Genomic DNA, 19,056 nt, shown 5'->3' with positions numbered 1-19,056 from the left:
GATTTAAGTATCTTCACTTGCATAAAATGTATACTTTTTAAAGTGAGTAAAGATACTATAGTTATTCGAGAAATTCGGTCTGGAGATAATGAACAAATAGAACAAGTTATTAGAGATTGTTTTCATGAGTTTAAAATACCTTTAGAAGGGACAGCGTATACCGATGAAGAAACTCCAAGGATGTTTGAATCTTATCAAAACAGTAATGATGTTTATTTTGTTATTGATAATGACGGAGAGGTTATGGGAGGTGCAGGGGTTAAGCCTTTAAAAGATTTTGAAGTTGATGTTTGTGAAATTCAAAAAATGTATTTCTCCCCAAAAGTAAGAGGGAAAGGTTATGGTAAATTGATGTTTGAAAAATGTTTGCAATTTGCCAAAGAGCTAGGGTATAAAAAGTGTTATATAGAATCTGCATCGCAGTTAAAAGCTGCTATTCACATGTATGAAAGCTATGGTTTTAAACATTTAAAGGAAGCATTGGGAAGTACAGGTCATTATTCTTGTGGTGTATGGATGATAAAGGACTTATGAAGTTAAAAGATATTCAAGGTTTGTTTCATAAAGAATTAGATGTTATTTATGGGAAAGAAGAAACCGATAGCTTCTTTTTTATATTAATTGAAGCTTATTATGAAACGAAAAGGATACAATTGGCTTTACATCCCGATTATGAAATTGATAACCCAGATACTATTTTAAATGCTTTACAACTATTAAAGGACGAACAGCCTATACAATATATCTTAGGGAATACAGAATTTTGTGGGCTGCCTTTTAAGGTTAATAATCATGTGTTGATTCCAAGACCAGAAACGGAAGAGCTTGTAGACTGGATTTTAAAGCCGTTAAAAAATGAGCAGTCTACGACAAATAGGTATACCATATTAGATGTTGGTACTGGTAGTGGTTGCATTGCTGTTTCTTTGGCAAAGCGTTTGCCAAATGCTAAAATTTATGCTTTGGATGTTAGTGGAGAGGCGCTTAAAATAGCTAAACAAAATGCGAAACTAAATAATGTTGCAATTGAATTTATTGAAGCAAATATTCTTAACATAAAAACTTCCATAGCAGACTACGAAAACTTAAAATTTGATATTATTGTATCAAATCCACCATATATCCGAGAGCAGGAAAAAAAGTTTATGAAACCTAATGTTATAGATAACGAACCACATTTGGCATTGTTTGTAAAAGATGAAAATCCATTGCAATTTTACGAGGCTATAATACGGTTTGCTCTTGGAAATTTACGTGATGAAGGCCTGCTGTATTTTGAAATCAATGAATATTTGAGCAAGGATATGATTCAATTACTTAAAAAGAATAACTTTAATAAAATAGTATTAAAACAAGATATCTTTAAAAAAGATAGAATGATAAAAGGAGAAAAAACGAATGAGCAGTATTCAAAATAAAATCAACGCATTAAGAGAAGCGCTTCGTGAACATAACTATAATTATTATGTTTTAGATAATGCTACAATATCAGATTACGATTTCGATATAAAACTTAAGGAGCTTCAAGAGCTTGAAGCAAAACATCCTGAATTTTTTGATGCTAATTCTCCAACACAACGTGTTGGAGGGGAGGTCACTAAGAATTTTGAAACTATAGTACATGAACATCGTATGTACTCTCTCGATAATTCCTATTCCAAAGAAGATTTGCAAGATTGGGAAACGCGGATTAAAAAATTAGTGGATGGCGATATTCAATATACTTGTGAATTAAAATATGATGGCGCATCTATTAGTTTGACTTATGAAAATGGTACTCTTATAAGAGCCGTTACCAGAGGCGATGGATTTCAAGGTGATGATATAACAGCCAATATAAAGACTATAAAATCGATACCATTGCAGTTAAAAGGAGGTGCTTTTCCTGCTAAATTTGATATAAGGGGAGAAATTATATTGCCTTTTGATGGTTTTAATAAAATGAATGAGGAGCGTGTTGAAATAGGGGAAGAGCCTTATAGGAATCCTAGAAATACAGCTTCGGGAAGTTTAAAACTTCAAGACAGTGCTGAAGTTGCTAAACGTCCGTTAGAATGTTTTCTTTATAATATAACAGGGTCAAATTTAAATATTGAAACACAATTAGAAAGCTTAGAAAAAGCTAGAGCATGGGGGTTTAAAGTACCAGATGCAGCTAAGCTTGTAAACTCTATTGATGGAGTATTAGAGTTTGTGGATTATTGGAATGAGAAACGTCATGATTTACCTTATGAAACTGATGGTGTTGTTGTAAAAGTAAATAATTTGCAACAACAAGAAGAGTTGGGGTATACAGCAAAGGCACCAAGATGGGCAATGGCCTATAAGTTTAAAGCAGAACAAGTTTCAACAAAACTAAATAGCATTACCTATCAAGTAGGCCGTACTGGGGCTATTACACCTGTAGCTAATTTAGAGCCTGTGGAATTAGCAGGAACCACTGTAAAGCGTGCGTCATTGCACAATGCAGATCAAATAGAAAAATTAGACATTCGGGTTGGAGATGAAGTATATGTTGAAAAGGGAGGTGAGATTATCCCGAAAATTTTGGGGGTAGATTTAAGTAAACGAGATAGTTCTTTAAGGCAAACGCAATATGTGACACACTGCCCTGAGTGTGGTACAGAACTTATAAGGCAAGAAGGGGAAGCTCAGCATTATTGTCCTAATTATAATGGTTGTAAACCCCAAATAATAGGAAGGATTCAACATTTTATATCAAGGAAAGCCATGGATATTGAAGGGCTTGGCGGTGAAACCGTAGCGCTTTTAGTGAACGAGGGGTTGATTACTAATTATTCAGATTTATATGAATTAACTAAAGAAGAAGTCATTCCTTTAGAACGCATGGCTGAAAAAAGTGCCGATAATTTGATTCAAGGCATTGAGCTTTCCAAAAAGATTCCTTTTGAGCGTGTGTTATTTGCTTTGGGTATCCGATTTGTAGGAGAAACAGTTGCTAAAAAATTGGCTAAGCATTATAAAAGTATTGATGCCATTTCTCTTGCTAAGGAAGAAGATTTGGTGAATGTTGATGAGATTGGGGTTAAGATTGCAGAAAGTGTAAATATGTTTTTTAGCTCAGAAACAAACTTAAATATCATCAATAGATTACGTCATTTTGGGGTGCAACTAGAATTGTCTGCCGAACAATTAATGGGGCAAACCAGTATATTGGAAGGGGATACTATTGTAGTATCTGGAGTTTTTGAAAGTGTATCGAGAAATGAGCTTAAAAAACTAATTGAAGATAATGGAGGCAAGTTAAGTAGTTCTATCTCATCAAAAACAAGTTATATCGTTGCGGGAAGCAATATGGGGCCTAGTAAAAAGGAAAAAGCTGACAAATTAGGTGTAATAATATTAAATGAAGGGGAATTTTTACAAAAAATACAATAAATCATCAAAAAAATCGATGAAATACATTTTTTAATCGATAAAAAGTAATTTTTTGCTGTCTAATTACTGAAAATTATCTATATTTGTGCAACAATCAAAAGTAGCTATTATGTACAAGTCGAAAGTCTTGGTAGGTTTAGTTTTATTAGTATATGTATTATTTACCGTTTTCGAATTTAATGGCAGTGAATCTCTTGCATTTAATTTAGACTACTTAATCACTCCATTAATAGCGCTAATTTATATGTTTTTCGCCAAAAGAAAAAATATATTCTTCACGCTATTTATTTTATGCTATTCAGTCTCAGACTTGATGGGAATAATCATTAAATATTTACCACAGAATGAAATAGTTAATTTATATGACATTGATTATTATGTAGGTAATGGGTTGTTTATTTTGGCATATTTGTTTTTAGTTATAAAAATTAGTAAATCACTTAGCTTATACTATGTGCTTAGACATTTTAAGATTCATTTAGTTGTTTTAACTATTTTGAATATATATCTAGTATATGTTTTACAAATTATACTGGTGCCCGATATAGGAATAGAAGTAGAAAATGGTGAATATTATTTAGAAATGATATATAATATTGTCATGCTCTTACTGTTGTCTGCAGCCTTGTTAAATTATTTTTACAGAGACAATAAGAAATCTTTATATTTATTTATAGGATCATTGTGTATCGTGTTTTCTGAAGTTATGCAAGTAGCATACTTTCATATAGCACAAAGAAGTCTGCTTAATTTTATTTCTACAACATTAACCCTGGTTGCTTTTTACTTTTTCTATCAGCAATCTAGACTATTAAATGAATTGAATAAGGAGGAAAAATATATGGTGATGGAATAAAATAATTCTTCTAAGATGTTTTTTTAATAAAAGGCAGATCGTTTTTGTATATATAAAGAATTATTGCAGAAAGAATAAATGTAACAATTGCAGTAATAAATAAAACACCTCCATCATTATTTACTTCAATTCCAAGTCGTGCTAAATGCATAAAAATAGCCCCGCCAATAACGCCTAAAGTAAGTGTGGCACCTATCCATATCGTTTTTGGTATAAGCAATAAAATGCCTGCAATAAGTTCTATAACCCCAATGCCAATTCGGCCATAGGGTTCTAAGCCAATTTGACTAAAAATATAAACGCTATCAGGGTGCGCAGTAAATTTAAAGCGCAGTGTCTGTATTAAAATAACGGCAACTATTATTCTTAGGGCTAGTGTGAAATATTTTTTCATTTTGTACGAAATTTATAAACTTTAAATTTAGACGCAATTTTTGTGGTTACATATCAATGCTCCGTTAAATTTTATAGACAAACGACTTTTTTTTAATTAAAAATCGATAAAAAGTATGTTTTTATCGTTGAAATTGAATTATATTTTTATATTTGGAATAACCTACTAACCCCGAAATCATGAAAAATTGGCTTAACCTTACTTTTGATAAAATGTTTCTTGGCGCTTTATTAGGATTAATAGCAATAAGTTTTTTTGTTACTTTTTCTCAAGATTCATTAATGTTAAAGTCGACAATGGCTTTATTCATTCCCGTTTTTTTAATAGTTTATCTTGTTAAGTATAAATCTTTAGGAGTTATTTTTATTTCTTTTTTATTCTTTTCATTTCTTGGAGATATTTCCTTAACTTTTTTTTCAAATGAAACTTTTGTTAAGGTCTCCAGCATTCTTTACTTTTTAAGCTATTTGTATTTAATAGCTATAGCAGCCCCTAAATTTAAATTGTTAAAAGTGGATAAATTAATAGGTGTGTATCTGCTCGGTGTTTTTCTCATAAATGTGTTCTTCCTGTACACTTTATACAGTATATTAAAAGTCATTATTCCTGACAATATGGAAGTGCTTTTATTTGGTTTAAAAAGCTTGTCTTTAATTGTATTGGCCTTTGTTTCTTTTGGTGTATACCTAAATACGCAATCGAAGCAATCCATATTATTTTTAATCGCAGTCATTTTTATAATTTTTTCTACGATCTTAAATTATATCAATCTTTATTATTTATATCATTGGAGTTTTGAAATGCTTCAAAGAACTCTTTATGGAGTAGGGCTTTACTTTATTTTTAGATATATTATAGCAGATAATAAATATAAAAAGACTATTTATAAGATAAGAGAAAGATTTGCTTCGGGCAATATTTGGGCTTAAACAATTATAGAAGTGCCATTTGCTGAAATATTTTTATCTGAATCGAAGTAAAAATCAATTTTACCAAGATAAATGCCGTAGCATCCAACTTGGTTAACAAGTATATTTTTTTCTTCAATATTTTTGACAATTGTGGGTTTAGATAAAAATGTATGCGTGTGGCCACCAATAATTAAATCAATGTCTTTTGTAGCCGCAGCTAATTTTAGATCACTTATTTTATTTGGATTTTTTTTATAATTATATCCTAAATGTGACAAGCAAATGACTAAGTCGCAGAGTGCTTCTGTTTTTAAAATTCTGGTCATGTCCTGAGTAACTTCAATAGGGTCTAAGTATTTGGTCTCTTTATACATGGTTGGATCTACTAAGCCATTCAGTTCTATTCCAAGTCCGAAAACACCTATTTTTATTCCGTTTTTTTTAAATATTTTATAAGGCTTGGTATGGGTGTCCATAATGGTGTTAGAGAAGTCGTAATTTGCTGAGATGAATTGGAAATCAGCATGTTCTAATTGAGCATATAAACCATCAATGCCATTGTCAAAATCATGATTGCCTATAGTGGCAGCATCGTATTTCAATTTACTCATTAATTTAAACTCTAATTCACCGCCATAATAATTAAAGTACGGGGTACCTTGAAAAATATCGCCCGCATCTAGCAAAAGTGTATGTGGGTTTTCATTTCTAATGGATTCAATTAAACCAGCTCTTCTGGCTACGCCTCCTTTATTTGCATTTCTACCATCTTCAGGTCCGAAAGCGTCTATATGACTATGTACATCGTTAGTATGGAGAATTGTTATTTTTTTTGTGGTAGCTGCGTTGGTAAAAGATTGCAAGCCTATACCGCCTATTGTAACTAATGCGGTTCCTGCCGATGCCTGTTGTATAAAATCTCTGCGTCTCATTTAACTCTTTATTTTATTTGAATAAACCTGTCATCAATTACAGGGTTAATGGTGTCAATCTTTTTAAAATGATCAATCAAAGCATTTCTAACTTTATAATTTAAAATATAAAGGCTATCATTTGTTTTGAAAAAAGTCATATCATCACCACCGTTATATAAATAATCATTGGTAGCCACATAATATGCTTTGTTGGGTTTTATATCTTTACCATTTATTTGGGCTTCAACGATTTTATCATGCTCGTTTATAGTTAATTTGAGCTTAGATATAGGGTGCGCCCTTTTTCTTTTAATTAAATAACTTATCAAACGATCTATTTGGTTGCCTCTCATTTCTAATACAACAATACTGTTTTCAAAAGGCATTAACTCGTAAGCAGTTCTTTTGGTTACATCACCTTTTGATAAAATAGACCGAATTCCGCCATGGTTAAGCAATACCATATCTATGTCTTTGCCAGTTCTGTTTTTAAAAATAGGATTGGCTTCATTGTAAACAGCATCTGCCATAAAGTTTCCAATAGCCGTGTTAAGCTTACCGTCAGATTTAGAATATGTCCTAATTGAATAAGCCAAGACACTATCTAAATCTTTTTGAATATTGTCTCTATAGGGTTTTATATAGGCTTCTATTTCAGAATCAAGAGGCAGTGTGTCTGTAATTTGAATTTGTTTTCCTTCAATTTTTGTTAACCATAATTTAGGCTGTTTGCAACTAAAAAGGGTAAAAATATATAACAAAAAAATAAAATGTGTTAACCTCATATATAAACAGATATTTTGAATGTACTTTTGCTACCTTTGCGCAAAGTATAAAGATAAATGATTTTAAAGGGTTTTAAAGAAAATTCCAATAAAAAGCACTTGAACAAATTGTTATCAGAACGACAAGTAAATGTTACTGATAAAAAAATTGAGAGCTTGGGTGTTATCTTAAATATTGATGAAATTGATGACTTTGAACTATTTAGAAAGTTTGCTGATTTTTTAAAAATTCGTGATAATAAATTGAAGATCATTGCTTTTTCTGAAAACGATAAAAGTACATTAACCTCATGGGATGTTTGTTTTAGCCCTAAAGATTTTGGTTGGAATGGCGTTATCAAGAATGTGGAATTACAGACATTTTTAGATACTAAATATGATGCTTTGATAAGTTACTATACCCAAGATGTTTTGGAGTTAAAGATGATTACTGCGAAATCTAAAGCACAATTTAAGGTTGGTATTGAACAAAGTGATGAGCGTATCAATGATTTAATTATTAAAACGAAACTAAAAGAATTTAACATATTTAAAGAAGAGGCAATTAAATATTTAACCATATTAAATAAAATTTAGAATGAACAGTAAGTTTTTAGGAACTGGAGTTGCTTTGGTTACACCCTTTAAATCAGATTTAAGTGTTGACCATGATGCTTTAGCCAATATTGTAAATTTCAATATTGACAACGGTACCGACTACCTCGTAATTTGTGGTACAACAGCAGAAAGCGTAACACTTACCAAACAAGAGAAGCAGGAGGTAATAGCAACTATTTCTAGTGCTAATAAGGGGCGTTTACCTATGGTTTTGGGAATTGGCGGAAGCAATACAGCTGCAGTTATTGAGGAAATAAAAACGACAGATTTAAGTAATATAGATGCTCTTTTGTCAGTGTCGCCATATTACACCAAGCCAACACAAGAAGGTATTTATCAGCATTTCAAAGCAATTTCTGAAGCATCGCCTGTGGATATTATTTTATATAATGTTCCAGGAAGGACTTCCAAAAATGTTGAAACAAAAACGACCATACGATTAGCTAAAGATTTTGAAAACATTGTAGCTATAAAAGAAGCAGGAAACAATGTATCTCAATATTTAGAGTTATTAAAGAATAAACCAGAAGATTTTTTAATTATTTCGGGCGATGATGATTTGGCTTTAGGAGTTGTTTTAGCAGGCGGGGCAGGTGTTATTTCTGTTATAGGTCAAGCATATCCTAAAGCGTTTTCGGAGATGATACGATTAGGTTTAAAAGGAGAAGCTAAAGAAGCTTATAAATATCATTTTAAATTAATGGATATTATTGGTTATATTTTTGAAGAGAATAATCCAGCAGGAATAAAAGCTGTTTTTGAAGCACTAAATTTATGTCAGGATAGCGTAAGATTACCACTGGTTCCTGCATCTAACGAGTTAAAAGAAAAGATAAGAGCTTTTGTAAATGAGTTTTAGGACTGTTAAATAATACTTAAACCTTATGATTACTGAGTTTAAGCGATTATTTTAGCCTTAAAATAATATTTTTAAAATCCATATTAATAACTTAATTTTGCATTCTGTTTAAAAATCTATGAAATAAGCATGGCTAAAATGTCGATGATGTTCGAAATATAGCTACGCAAATTTGATAAGATACCTTTAAATAGTGAAAAATAACAAATGAAAAAGCTTTTTTACATATTAATAATTTTTGCTGTTTTTAGCAGTTGTAGTGAATATCAAAAGGCCTTAAAATCTGAGAGTATAGCTGACAAGTTCAAGTTGGGGGAAACACTTTACAATGAGGGAAAGTTTTCTAAAGCCAATAGGCTTTTTGCTCAAATTGTACCAAATTATAGGGGGAAACCACAAGCTGAAAAATTGATGTATTTGTATTCTAACTCATTTTATAAAATGAAAGATTATTATATTTCAGGTTATCAATTTGAGCGTTTTGTAACGAGTTACCCAAAAAGCGAGAAACTAGAAGAAGCTTCTTTTTTGAGTGCTAAGAGTTATTACATGTTGTCTCCTGTTTATAGTAAAGACCAGAAGGAAACAAAAGAAGCCATAGAGAAACTTCAGGAATTTATAAATTTATTTCCTGAGTCTGAACATCTTTCTGAGGCAAACAAATTAGTTAAAGAGTTAGATTTTAAACTAGAAAAGAAAGCCTTTAGCATTGCAAAGCAATACAATCAGATTTCAGATTTTCCAGCATCTATTAAATCGTTCGATAATTTTGTTTTCGATTTCCCTGGATCAGAATTACGTGAAGAAGCTTTGTTTTATAGGTTAGATTCTGCTTTCAAATTAGCTATTAATAGTAGAGAGTACAAAAAGACACTAGATGGTATTGTACCTTTAAAAAAGAACCGTCTTAAAACAGCAAAAGAATATTATGCTTCATTTAAGAAATTATATGCTGACTCAAAGTATATAGAAGATGCAGATGACATGGCAACAACCTTAGATGAAGAATTAAAAAGTTATAGCACTAAAAGTTAAATAATAATGACAATGGATTTAAAAAAAACCAATGCTCCTGTTAATACTGTAACGTACGACAGAAATCAAATTGACGAGCCAACAGAAAATATCTACGAGTCAATTTCTATAATCGCAAGACGTGCAGAGCAAATTAACACAGAGATTAAAAAGGAACTTATCGATAAGCTAGACGAATTTGCTACTTATAATGATAGTCTTGAAGAAATCTTTGAAAATAAAGAGCAAATAGAGGTTTCTAAATTTTACGAAAAGTTACCAAAACCTCATGCATTAGCTGTTCAAGAATGGTTAACCGATAAAATTTATTTTAGAAATACTGAGGAAGATTCTCAGGAATAAATTTTTAAAATGTCAATACTAAGCGGCAAAAATATACTTTTAGGCATCAGTGCTGGTATTGCCGCTTATAAAACTGCTTCATTAGTAAGGTTATTTATAAAAGTAGGTGCTAACGTAAAAGTAGTTATGACACCCGCTTCTAAAGATTTCATAACGCCTTTAACCTTATCTACACTTTCAAAGCACCCTGTGCATTCATCTTTTATAAACGAAGAAGATGATAATGCTGTATGGAATAACCATGTAGACTTAGGGCTCTGGGCTGATGTTTTTGTTATTGCACCAGCTACGGCTAATACACTTTCTAAAATGGCAAATGGTACTAGTGATAATTTGTTGTTGGCAACGTATTTGTCGGCAAAATGTGCCGTGTACTTTGCACCAGCTATGGATTTAGATATGTATAAACACCCAAGTACGATGCATTCTTTCAATACCTTAAAAGATTTTGGAAACATTATGATTCCAGCTACCAGTGGTGAATTAGCAAGCGGTTTGGTAGGTGAGGGCAGAATGGCTGAACCTGAAGATATTGTAGCTTTTATTGAGAATGATATTTTAGATAAACTACCTTTAAAGGGGAAAAAGGTGCTTATTACAGCGGGACCAACTTATGAGGCTATTGACCCTGTTCGCTTTATAGGAAATCATTCCAGTGGTAAAATGGGGTTTGAAATAGCTAAAGCATCAGCAAACTTAGGAGCTGAAGTTATTTTGGTTACAGGACCAACGCATCAAAAAGTAGCACATGCATTAATACAGGTCGTTTCCGTTACTAGTGCACAGGAAATGTATGAATCTGTGCATACATATTTTAAAGATGTAGATATTGCTATACTTTCGGCAGCCGTGGCAGATTTTAAACCAAAAGAAGTTGCTTCTCAAAAAATAAAAAAGAAAGAACCAACGTTAACTTTAGAGTTAGAAAAAACAAAAGATATTTTGGCCTCTTTAGGAGAAATTAAAAAAAATCAATATTTGGTGGGCTTTGCATTAGAAACTAATAATGAGCTTGAAAATGCAAAAGGAAAATTAAAAAGAAAGAATTTAAATTTAATTGTTTTAAATTCGTTAAAAGATAAAGGAGCTGGCTTTAAAGGTGATACCAATAAAGTCACTTTTATTGATGATAAAGACATTATCACGGAGTTTCAGTTAAAATCTAAAGCAGAAGTAGCCAAAGATTTATTAAATAAAATTATAGAACAAACACATGCGTAATATTCTTGTTGTTTTAATATTTTGTCTGGGAATTAAAGGGTTTTCGCAAGAACTAAATTGTGATGTTGTTGTTAATGCTCAACAAACAGGTAACGAAAATTTTCCCATTTTTAAAACATTAGAAAAACAACTAAACGAGTTTGTTAATAATACTAAATGGACAGGTAAAACATTTAAAGCACAAGAGCGTATAGATTGTAGCATGATTATAAATGTTACAGATTATAGTGGGGAAGCGTTTCAGGCATCTATTCAAGTGCAGTCATCACGCCCAGTTTTTGGTTCTTCGTTTAGCACACCAATCTATAATTTTAATGATAAAGATTTTAATTTTAGATATTTAGAATTTCAAAACCTAATCTTTAACCCCAACCAATTTGAATCTAATTTAATATCCGTATTAGCATATCATGTCTATATGATTTTAGCATTAGATGCCGATTCTTTTTCTAAAAAAGGAGGTGACGAATATTATAAGCAAGCACAGGTGATTACAAATTATTCGCAACAAGGCAATTTTAAAGGGTGGAAATTAGAAGACGGTTTACAAAGTAGATTTGCCCTTATAGATAATGTACTGTCCCCAACTTTTAAAGAATTTAGAGAGGTTTTGTATACATACCATAGAGAAGGTTTGGATGTTATGAGTGAAAAAACAAAAGAAGGTAAAGAAAAAGTTGCAGCTTCTCTAAAGCTATTTCAAGCTATGAATAGACGTAGGCCCAACTCTTTTATACTACGTACCTTTTTTGATGCTAAAGCCGATGAGATTGAGCAAATCTTTAGTGATGGACCTAATGTAAATATAGCCAGTGTTAAAGAAACACTCCAAAAAATAGCGCCAATGCATAGTACAAAATGGCAAAAGATTAAGTTTTAAGTTGCTCAATATTTAAAACGCTTTCCTTATATTTATTTCCAGAAATTAAATACTGAAAATAGCATTGTTAACATCACTTTCAATAAAAAATTACGCTTTAATAGATACGCTACATGTCGATTTTAACGATGGCCTGTCCATAATTACAGGAGAAACAGGAGCAGGTAAATCAATTTTGTTAGGAGGGCTATCTTTGATTCTAGGAAAACGGGCCGATTTAAATAGCTTAAAGAATACTGACCAAAAGTGTATTGTTGAAGCCGCTTTTGATATCTCGGATTATCATTTAAAATCGCTTTTTAAAGACGAGGACTTCGATTACGAATCGCAAACAATCATTCGAAGAGAGATCCTACCTTCAGGAAAGTCAAGGGCTTTTGTAAATGATTCCCCAGTTAACCTTAGTAGTTTACAATTGTTAGGTGAGCGTTTAATAGATATTCATTCGCAACATCAAACACTGGAACTCACTAGTAATGAGTTTCAATTTCAAGTTATTGATGCCATTGCTAGCCACGACAAAGTCTTACAGAGTTATAAAGAAGAACTAAAAAAATATAAAACACTCCAAAAAGAATTAAAAGAACTTTTGGTTTTCCAAGCCGAAGCGATTAAAGAACATGATTATAATTCGTTTTTATTAAATGAATTAGTTGAGGCTAAATTAGTTGATGGTGAACTAGAGACCTTAGAAGAGGAGTACGAGACCCTTAATAACATTGAAGGAATAAAAGAAAATTTAGATGAAGCGCATCATTTATTAAGCGAAGAAGAAGTAGGTGCTTTGTCTACATTAACAACATTAAAGAATACCTTTCAAAAACTCTCTGGGTTTTCATCTAAATATGAAGATCTTTTCCGTAGAATTAACAGTAGTTTGATAGACATGGATGATGTGTTTAGTGAAGTTAACATTTTACAAGAGCATTTAGAGATAGACCCCAATAGGTTGGAAGCGGTAGATTCTAAATTAAAAATGCTCCATAATTTGATGCAAAAACATGTGGCTGCAGATGTTTCAGAACTAATCAAAATAAGGGAGACTCTTGAAGAAAAAGTATCGATAACAGAAAATTTAGATGATACTATTCAGAAAAAACAATTGGAAATTGAATCTAAAACCACGGAATTAAATACGATTTCTAAGACCATCCATAAAAAGAGAACAGAAGTCATTCCGAAACTAAAAGAACAATTAGAAAGTATTTTGTCTAGTTTAGGGATGCCGAATGCACAATTTAAAATAGAGGCGACTTATAGCGATACTTTTTTCACTAATGGGAAGGATGAACTATCCTTTTTGTTTTCAGCAAATAAAGGAGGTCATTTTAATACCCTTAAAAAAGCAGCTTCAGGAGGCGAGTTGTCCAGGATTATGCTGGCAATAAAATCGGTTTTATCAAAATACATAAAGTTGCCTACCATCATGTTTGATGAGATAGATACAGGAGTTTCGGGAGAAATATCAAACAAAATGGGAGATATAATGTTGCAAATGAGTAAAACAATGCAGGTGTTTTCTATTACACATTTACCACAAATTGCAGCGAAAGGACATGCACATTTTAAAGTCTATAAAGAAGATATCAATAACATTACCCAAACCAATCTTGTAAAACTGAATCATGATGAGCGCATTGTAGAAATAGCTCAAATGCTAGGTGGTGTAGAAATGTCTTCTTCTGCGATTGCTCATGCTAAAGAATTGCTTAATTAATTAGTATCTTTGTCCGCCAATAAAAATAGAATAACTAAAAAAAATATAAACCTAAAGGTATGTCATATAATTTATTAAAAGGAAAAAAAGGAATCATTTTTGGAGCATTAGACTCTAATTCAATTGCTTGGAAAACTGCAGAACGTGTACATGAAGAAGGCGGAACCTTTGTACTGACAAATGCACCAGTTGCCATGCGTATGGGGCAAATAAATGAATTAGCAGAAAAAACAGGCTCTCAAATTATTCCTGCCGATGCAACTTCTGAAGAGGATTTGCAGAATTTGGTTGAAAAATCTATGGAAATTCTGGGAGGTAAAATAGATTTTGTACTGCATTCAATAGGCATGTCTATAAATGTTAGAAAAGGAAAGCATTATACAGACCAAAATTATGCTTGGACACAAAAGGGAACAGATGTTTCGGCGATGTCTTTCCATAAAGTCATGCAAACACTATACAAAGCAGATGCTATGAATGAATGGGGAAGTATTGTGGCTTTAACTTACATGGCAGCACAACGTGTTTTTCCTGATTATAATGATATGGCCGATAATAAAGCCTATTTGGAGAGTATTGCGCGTAGTTTTGGGTATTTCTTCGGACGTGATAAAAATGTACGCGTTAATACCATTTCCCAATCACCTACACCAACAACAGCAGGAAGTGGGGTTAAAGGTTTTGATGGTTTTATAGCTTATGCCGATAAAATGTCGCCTTTAGGTAATGCAACAGCATTGGATTGTGCGAATTATACAGTTTCCTTATTTAGTGATTTAACAAAACGTGTAACACTTCAAAACCTATACAATGATGGTGGTTTTAGTAACATGGGAGTTAGCGATGCTGTTATGGAAACTTTTATGAAAGAGGACTAAAAATATTTTAAATATTGAAAACGAGCCACCTATGAAACGGTGGCTTTTTTGTTACATTTGTTTTATGCAATTACAGTTCTCTTTTATCATTCCTGTTTATAATCGTCCTGACGAAATACAAGAGCTTTTACAGAGTTTTAAGACTTTACAGGGAAATACACCTTTTGAAATTGTTATCGTTGAAGACGGCTCCACAATATCCTCTGAAAAAATTGTTGATGCCTTTAGGGAAAAACTTGATATATCTTATTTTTTTAAGGAAAACTCAGGACCAGGTGATTCAAGAAATTTTGGGATGCAAAATGCAAAAGGAAATTATTTTATCATTTTAGATTCCGATTGTATTTTACCAGAAAATTACCTAATCGAAGTTGAAAAGAGTTTAGCAGAGAACTATGTAGACTGCTTTGGCGGACCTGATGCGGCGCATAATTCGTTTACAAGCTTACAAAAGGCCATTAACTTTTCAATGACATCGTTTATTACTACTGGAGGTATTCGAGGCAATAAAAAAAGTGTAGATACGTTTCAGCCACGAAGCTTTAACATGGGACTTTCAAAAGAAGCTTTTATCGCTTCAAAGGGGTTTGGAAGGATTCATCCTGGAGAAGATCCCGATTTGTCCATAAGACTTTGGGATTTAGGCTATAAAACAAAGTTAATCCCAGAAGCTTTTGTTTATCATAAGCGCCGTATTTCTTGGAGCAAGTTCTATAAGCAGGTTCATAAATTTGGATTGGTACGTCCTATTTTAAATAAGTGGCATCCCACTACAAAAAAAATCACATATTGGTTTCCTGCCGTCTTTTGCGTTGGGCTAATCATTTCAATACTACTTACTTTTTTAAATTTTAATTGGGGTTTAGTGGGGTATATGTTGTATTTTGTAATAGCATTTATATTGGCTTTAGTAGCAACAAAGAGTGTGGTGGTTTCTATGCTTTCTTTATTAGCTATAGTCATCCAGTTTTTTGGATATGGTTATGGGTTTTTAAAATCAACATTAGTTGTTTCAATATTTAATAAAAATCCAGAAATGTATTTTTCCGAATTATTTTTTAAATCGAAATGATAAAAAAATTAAAATCAGAAATACTAACTTCAATAAGGAACAAAAGAATTAATGTATTTATTTTGTTTCTATTGTTCGCATTTATAATTCTAATATTTACCAAACTGTCAAAAGAATATACTAATACCATGACTTTTGGTATTGAAAAAATAAATGTCCCTGAGGAATATGTGATTTTAAATGATTCGATCATGCTAAACATCACTTTAAAAACACATGGATTTAAATGGCTTAAGTATTATGTTTCCAAACCTAATATTAAGATAGATTTTAGTAATGATGTCGATAAAAAACAAGCTGTCTTTTTATGGAATAAGTCTAAAGCATATTTAAACAATACGCAGTTTGACGAACAAGTAGAATTGCTTAATATCTCACCAGATAGATTAACGTTTAAATATGGTGTTAATTTGGTCAAAAAAATCCCGATTAAATTAAATGCTACGGTTAATTTTATACCAGGATATGATGTTTCTGATAAGCTAGTTTCAGATCCCGATTCCATTGTTGTTATAGGTCCCGATTTGTTGGTTTCTAAAATGGACTTTTTAGAAACAGAAGAAACTGTTTTTAACGACGTGAAATCCAATCTGGAAGAAACAGCTAAGCTTAAGTTACCTGAAAACACTTCCGATTTGAAATTTTCTGAAAATAGTGTGGTTATAAAAGCTCATGTGGAAAAATTTACGGAAGGAACATTAAAAATCCCAGTTAATATTGTTAACGTCCCAAAAGGAATGAAGTTAAAATATTTTCCAAGAGAAATAAACGTCTCTTATTATATTAGTTTGAGTAATTTTAATTCAGTCACAAATAAAGACTTTAAAGTTGTTTGCGATTATACCAAAGCGATGGGAAATCAATCTCTTTTAGTGCCAGAATTGGTTAAATATCCAAAGACAGTTAAAAACATTAAAATTAATCAACAGCGCATAGAATTTATAATAACAAAATGATTATCGTAGGGCTTACAGGAGGTATTGGAAGTGGAAAAACAACGGTTGCTAAACAGTTTAAGAAATTGGGAGTGCCTGTTTATATCGCAGATGTTGAGGCTAAAAAACTTATGTGTAAATCCAAAATTATTAAAAGAAAACTCATTCAGTTATTTGGAGAAAACGCATATGTTAACGATATATTAAACAAACAATTTATTGCAGATATTATCTTTAATGATAAAACTTTTTTGCAAAAAATGAATGCCATTATTCACCCTAGAGTAGCTAGGCATTTTGAAAAATGGTTATTAAAACAAAACGCGCCTTATATTATAAAAGAAGTAGCTATTTTATTTGAAAATGGAGGACATTCAGCATGTAATTATATTATTACTGTCACTGCTCCAAAGGACTTACGAATAAAACGTCTTTTAATGAGAGATAATACAACAGAAAATAAGATTTTGGCTATAATGAAGAACCAATGGACTGATGAAGAAAAAATAAAACACTCGCATTACGTTATTAATAATATAGATATGGAAGTTGTTAAAAATCAAGTTGTTGATATCCATAAAGATATTCTTAAAAGAGCCTGAAAAAGAAGCAATTTTAACATTTTTGTTAATGTAAGGTTAAAAGGAGAGTGTCATAAATGTTAAAATATTAATTTTGAATGGTGAGCAAAAGAATATTCATCCTATTAATAATACTAATGAGTTTATCGCTTATTGGTATTATATCTATTCAAGCTTATTATATAAATGATTCTGTAAAAAATGAAAAAGAAAGATTTAAGTTTTCTGTAAAAGGTGCGCTTAGTCATGTTTCTAAAACTATTGAGGAGAATGAATCGGAAAAATATTTTTCACAATATTTAAGTTTAGATAAAGATAAAAAAGTAGATGAAGAAGCTGTTTCTCAGTTGTTGATTTATCAAAAGAATGACGACACGAAGGAAATGCTCATTTATAGAAGTAATGTTTTTGAAGAAAATTATAAATTATCTTCGTCGCTCCTTGACATTGGTTTAAATATAGATAGTATTGGTCTTAAAAATATAATGGGCAATTCTAGTACTGAGGTTTATAGTAATTTTGACTTGTCTGAAAAAGATATTCTACAAAGCCCAATTTCAAAAATTATAAGAAGTGGAAGTCTGGACGATGCACAAAGATTAAGTTTTGAAAAAAGCTTCAAAGCAATTTCAAAAAGAAAACCAGTACATCAAAGGGTTTCCGAAGAAGAGATTCGTGAGTTATTATCAAACAAACTTAGAAAAGATGACATTGATATAGGCTTTGAATTCGCTATTTATGATAATGATTTAGCAACAAAAGTAGGTAGTGATGGTTTTGAGTATGACAAAAAATCTACTTTTAGTGTGCCTATTTTTTATGATGAAAATAATCAAAGCCTTTATAGGCTTTTGATTAATTTTCCAGATGATAGAAAATTTATTTTATCATCGATCATAGGAATGATATTGTTATCAATAGTTTTTACATCTATTATAATAATAGCCTATTCAAGTGCCTTGTACCAACTTTTAAAACAGCGTAAAATATCTGAAATAAAGACAGATTTTATCAACAACATGACGCATGAGTTTAAAACGCCTATAGCAACCATAAATCTGGCTTTAGATGCTATCAAGAACCCTAAAGTAATAGAAGATAAAGATAGGGTGGTGCGTTACCTTACTATGATAAAGGAAGAAAATAAACGCATGCACGCTCAGGTTGAAAATGTATTGAGAATATCTAAATTAGAAAAAAACGAACTTAATATTGGTAAAGACAGAGTGAAGTTACATGATTTAGTTCATGATGCCATTACACATGTAAGACTTATAGTTGAAAACAGAAAAGGCTATATTAAAACGTTTTTTGAGGCAGAAAAATCTTCTGTTTTGGCGAATGAAACTCATTTTACCAATGTTATTGTTAATATTCTGGATAATGCCATAAAGTATTCTCCAGATGCACCAAAGATTGAAGTGTATACTGAAAATGTAGGCACAAATATATTATTAAAGATAAAAGATCATGGCAGTGGAATGAGTAAAGCTGCTGTTAAAAGAGTGTTCGAAAAATTTTATAGGGAACATACAGGAAATATTCATAACGTTAAAGGTCACGGCTTAGGTTTGGCTTATGTTAAACGTATTGTAGATGATCACCAAGGGCATGTTTCTGTAGAAAGTGAAAAAGACAAAGGAAGCACATTCACTATAAAGCTTCCGCTAATATCATAAA

General features: G+C 31.5%; 20 protein-coding genes. 17 read left to right on the top strand and 3 right to left on the bottom strand.

Annotated elements, in window-relative coordinates; translation table 11 throughout:
• Positions 1–42 precede the first annotated feature (42 nt).
• From HHX25_RS18235 to HHX25_RS18220, 4 genes are all read left to right on the top strand, one after another.
• Positions 43–534: a GNAT family N-acetyltransferase gene (locus tag HHX25_RS18235; RefSeq protein ID WP_169676466.1), complete on the top strand. Its 492-nt coding sequence runs from the start codon at positions 43–45 to the stop codon at positions 532–534.
• A complete protein-coding gene (gene prmC / locus HHX25_RS18230) occupies positions 513–1,418 on the top strand; it encodes a peptide chain release factor N(5)-glutamine methyltransferase (protein ID WP_240964571.1) in 906 nt (301 codons plus the stop codon). The genes HHX25_RS18235 and prmC overlap by 22 nt, the downstream gene beginning before the upstream one ends.
• Positions 1,399–3,399, top strand: a complete 2,001-nt coding sequence (gene ligA, locus HHX25_RS18225) for an NAD-dependent DNA ligase LigA (RefSeq protein WP_169676464.1) — start codon at positions 1,399–1,401, stop codon at positions 3,397–3,399. The genes prmC and ligA overlap by 20 nt, the downstream gene beginning before the upstream one ends.
• A gap of 109 nt (positions 3,400–3,508) precedes the next feature.
• Entirely contained in the window at positions 3,509–4,255 is a 747-nt protein-coding gene (locus HHX25_RS18220; protein WP_169676462.1) for a hypothetical protein, read from the top strand.
• Between the two features lie 10 nt (positions 4,256–4,265).
• Here HHX25_RS18220 and HHX25_RS18215 read toward each other — a convergent pair whose 3' ends face one another.
• Positions 4,266–4,649: a DoxX family protein gene (locus HHX25_RS18215; RefSeq protein WP_169676460.1), complete on the bottom strand. Its 384-nt coding sequence runs from the start codon at positions 4,647–4,649 to the stop codon at positions 4,266–4,268.
• A gap of 179 nt (positions 4,650–4,828) precedes the next feature.
• Here HHX25_RS18215 and HHX25_RS18210 point away from each other — a divergent pair, with 179 nt between their 5' ends.
• The gene (locus tag HHX25_RS18210; protein ID WP_169676458.1) at positions 4,829–5,578 is read left to right on the top strand and encodes a hypothetical protein; all 750 of its coding nucleotides are present in this window, start codon (positions 4,829–4,831) and stop codon (positions 5,576–5,578) included.
• Here HHX25_RS18210 and HHX25_RS18205 read toward each other — a convergent pair.
• Complete coding sequence (locus HHX25_RS18205) at positions 5,575–6,492, bottom strand: bifunctional metallophosphatase/5'-nucleotidase (protein ID WP_169676456.1); 918 nt, start codon at positions 6,490–6,492, stop codon at positions 5,575–5,577. The two genes, HHX25_RS18210 and HHX25_RS18205, sit on opposite strands and share 4 nt — an antisense overlap.
• A gap of 8 nt (positions 6,493–6,500) precedes the next feature.
• Positions 6,501–7,259 (bottom strand): 5'-nucleotidase C-terminal domain-containing protein, encoded by a 759-nt coding sequence (locus tag HHX25_RS18200; protein WP_169676454.1) that lies wholly within the window; start codon positions 7,257–7,259, stop codon positions 6,501–6,503.
• A gap of 57 nt (positions 7,260–7,316) precedes the next feature.
• Here HHX25_RS18200 and HHX25_RS18195 point away from each other — a divergent pair, with 57 nt between their 5' ends.
• From HHX25_RS18195 to HHX25_RS18140, 12 genes are all read left to right on the top strand, one after another.
• A complete protein-coding gene (locus tag HHX25_RS18195) occupies positions 7,317–7,835 on the top strand; it encodes a DUF6913 domain-containing protein (protein WP_169676452.1) in 519 nt (172 codons plus the stop codon).
• 1 nt (position 7,836) lies between these two features.
• Complete coding sequence (gene dapA, locus HHX25_RS18190; RefSeq protein WP_169676450.1) at positions 7,837–8,715, top strand: 4-hydroxy-tetrahydrodipicolinate synthase; 879 nt, start codon at positions 7,837–7,839, stop codon at positions 8,713–8,715.
• A gap of 207 nt (positions 8,716–8,922) precedes the next feature.
• Positions 8,923–9,750 (top strand): outer membrane protein assembly factor BamD, encoded by an 828-nt coding sequence (locus HHX25_RS18185; protein ID WP_169676448.1) that lies wholly within the window; start codon positions 8,923–8,925, stop codon positions 9,748–9,750.
• A 12-nt stretch (positions 9,751–9,762) separates the two neighbouring features.
• Positions 9,763–10,092 carry a DNA-directed RNA polymerase subunit omega gene (locus HHX25_RS18180; RefSeq protein ID WP_169676446.1) on the top strand — a complete coding sequence of 110 codons (330 nt, stop codon included), beginning with the start codon at positions 9,763–9,765 and terminating at the stop codon, positions 10,090–10,092.
• A gap of 9 nt (positions 10,093–10,101) precedes the next feature.
• On the top strand, positions 10,102–11,313 hold the full coding sequence (gene coaBC, locus HHX25_RS18175) for a bifunctional phosphopantothenoylcysteine decarboxylase/phosphopantothenate--cysteine ligase CoaBC (RefSeq protein ID WP_169676444.1): 1,212 nt from the start codon (positions 10,102–10,104) through the stop codon (positions 11,311–11,313).
• Entirely contained in the window at positions 11,306–12,193 is an 888-nt protein-coding gene (porD, locus tag HHX25_RS18170) for a type IX secretion system protein PorD (protein WP_169676442.1), read from the top strand. The genes coaBC and porD overlap by 8 nt, the downstream gene beginning before the upstream one ends.
• Positions 12,194–12,257: 64 nt before the next feature.
• Complete coding sequence (gene recN, locus HHX25_RS18165) at positions 12,258–13,910, top strand: DNA repair protein RecN (RefSeq protein ID WP_169676440.1); 1,653 nt, start codon at positions 12,258–12,260, stop codon at positions 13,908–13,910.
• Positions 13,911–13,969: 59 nt separating this feature from the next.
• Positions 13,970–14,788, top strand: a complete 819-nt coding sequence (locus tag HHX25_RS18160) for an enoyl-ACP reductase FabI (protein ID WP_169676438.1) — start codon at positions 13,970–13,972, stop codon at positions 14,786–14,788.
• Between the two features lie 64 nt (positions 14,789–14,852).
• Positions 14,853–15,860: a glycosyltransferase gene (locus HHX25_RS18155; RefSeq protein WP_169676436.1), complete on the top strand. Its 1,008-nt coding sequence runs from the start codon at positions 14,853–14,855 to the stop codon at positions 15,858–15,860.
• Positions 15,857–16,816, top strand: a complete 960-nt coding sequence (locus HHX25_RS18150; RefSeq protein ID WP_205958067.1) for a YbbR-like domain-containing protein — start codon at positions 15,857–15,859, stop codon at positions 16,814–16,816. The genes HHX25_RS18155 and HHX25_RS18150 overlap by 4 nt, the downstream gene beginning before the upstream one ends.
• Positions 16,813–17,397 (top strand): dephospho-CoA kinase, encoded by a 585-nt coding sequence (coaE, locus tag HHX25_RS18145; protein WP_169676433.1) that lies wholly within the window; start codon positions 16,813–16,815, stop codon positions 17,395–17,397. Before HHX25_RS18150 ends, coaE begins: the two co-directional genes overlap by 4 nt.
• 116 nt (positions 17,398–17,513) lie before the next feature.
• Complete coding sequence (locus HHX25_RS18140) at positions 17,514–19,055, top strand: sensor histidine kinase (RefSeq protein WP_169676431.1); 1,542 nt, start codon at positions 17,514–17,516, stop codon at positions 19,053–19,055.
• Position 19,056: the final 1 nt, after the last annotated feature.

This window comes from Flavivirga algicola (genome assembly GCF_012910715.1).
In the GTDB taxonomy this organism is placed as follows: domain Bacteria; phylum Bacteroidota; class Bacteroidia; order Flavobacteriales; family Flavobacteriaceae; genus Flavivirga; species Flavivirga algicola.
The sequence above is the reverse complement of the archived record's forward strand: the minus strand, read 5'-3'. Positions and strand labels throughout refer to the sequence as shown.

Bases quoted from the DNA above. Each gene is read 5' to 3' on its own strand.
- prmC (WP_240964571.1), top strand. From the start codon at position 513: ATGGATGATAAAGGACTTATGAAGTTAAAAGATATTCAAGGTTTGTTT.
- ligA (WP_169676464.1), top strand. From the start codon at position 1,399: ATGAGCAGTATTCAAAATAAAATCAACGCATTAAGAGAAGCGCTTCGT.
- HHX25_RS18220 (WP_169676462.1), top strand. From the start codon at position 3,509: ATGTACAAGTCGAAAGTCTTGGTAGGTTTAGTTTTATTAGTATATGTA.
- HHX25_RS18215 (WP_169676460.1), bottom strand. From the start codon at position 4,649: ATGAAAAAATATTTCACACTAGCCCTAAGAATAATAGTTGCCGTTATT.
- HHX25_RS18210 (WP_169676458.1), top strand. From the start codon at position 4,829: ATGAAAAATTGGCTTAACCTTACTTTTGATAAAATGTTTCTTGGCGCT.
- HHX25_RS18205 (WP_169676456.1), bottom strand. From the start codon at position 6,492: ATGAGACGCAGAGATTTTATACAACAGGCATCGGCAGGAACCGCATTA.
- HHX25_RS18200 (WP_169676454.1), bottom strand. From the start codon at position 7,259: ATGAGGTTAACACATTTTATTTTTTTGTTATATATTTTTACCCTTTTT.
- HHX25_RS18195 (WP_169676452.1), top strand. From the start codon at position 7,317: ATGATTTTAAAGGGTTTTAAAGAAAATTCCAATAAAAAGCACTTGAAC.
- dapA (WP_169676450.1), top strand. From the start codon at position 7,837: ATGAACAGTAAGTTTTTAGGAACTGGAGTTGCTTTGGTTACACCCTTT.
- HHX25_RS18185 (WP_169676448.1), top strand. From the start codon at position 8,923: ATGAAAAAGCTTTTTTACATATTAATAATTTTTGCTGTTTTTAGCAGT.
- HHX25_RS18180 (WP_169676446.1), top strand. From the start codon at position 9,763: ATGGATTTAAAAAAAACCAATGCTCCTGTTAATACTGTAACGTACGAC.
- coaBC (WP_169676444.1), top strand. From the start codon at position 10,102: ATGTCAATACTAAGCGGCAAAAATATACTTTTAGGCATCAGTGCTGGT.
- porD (WP_169676442.1), top strand. From the start codon at position 11,306: ATGCGTAATATTCTTGTTGTTTTAATATTTTGTCTGGGAATTAAAGGG.
- HHX25_RS18160 (WP_169676438.1), top strand. From the start codon at position 13,970: ATGTCATATAATTTATTAAAAGGAAAAAAAGGAATCATTTTTGGAGCA.
- HHX25_RS18155 (WP_169676436.1), top strand. From the start codon at position 14,853: ATGCAATTACAGTTCTCTTTTATCATTCCTGTTTATAATCGTCCTGAC.
- HHX25_RS18150 (WP_205958067.1), top strand. From the start codon at position 15,857: ATGATAAAAAAATTAAAATCAGAAATACTAACTTCAATAAGGAACAAA.
- coaE (WP_169676433.1), top strand. From the start codon at position 16,813: ATGATTATCGTAGGGCTTACAGGAGGTATTGGAAGTGGAAAAACAACG.
- HHX25_RS18140 (WP_169676431.1), top strand. From the start codon at position 17,514: ATGAGTTTATCGCTTATTGGTATTATATCTATTCAAGCTTATTATATA.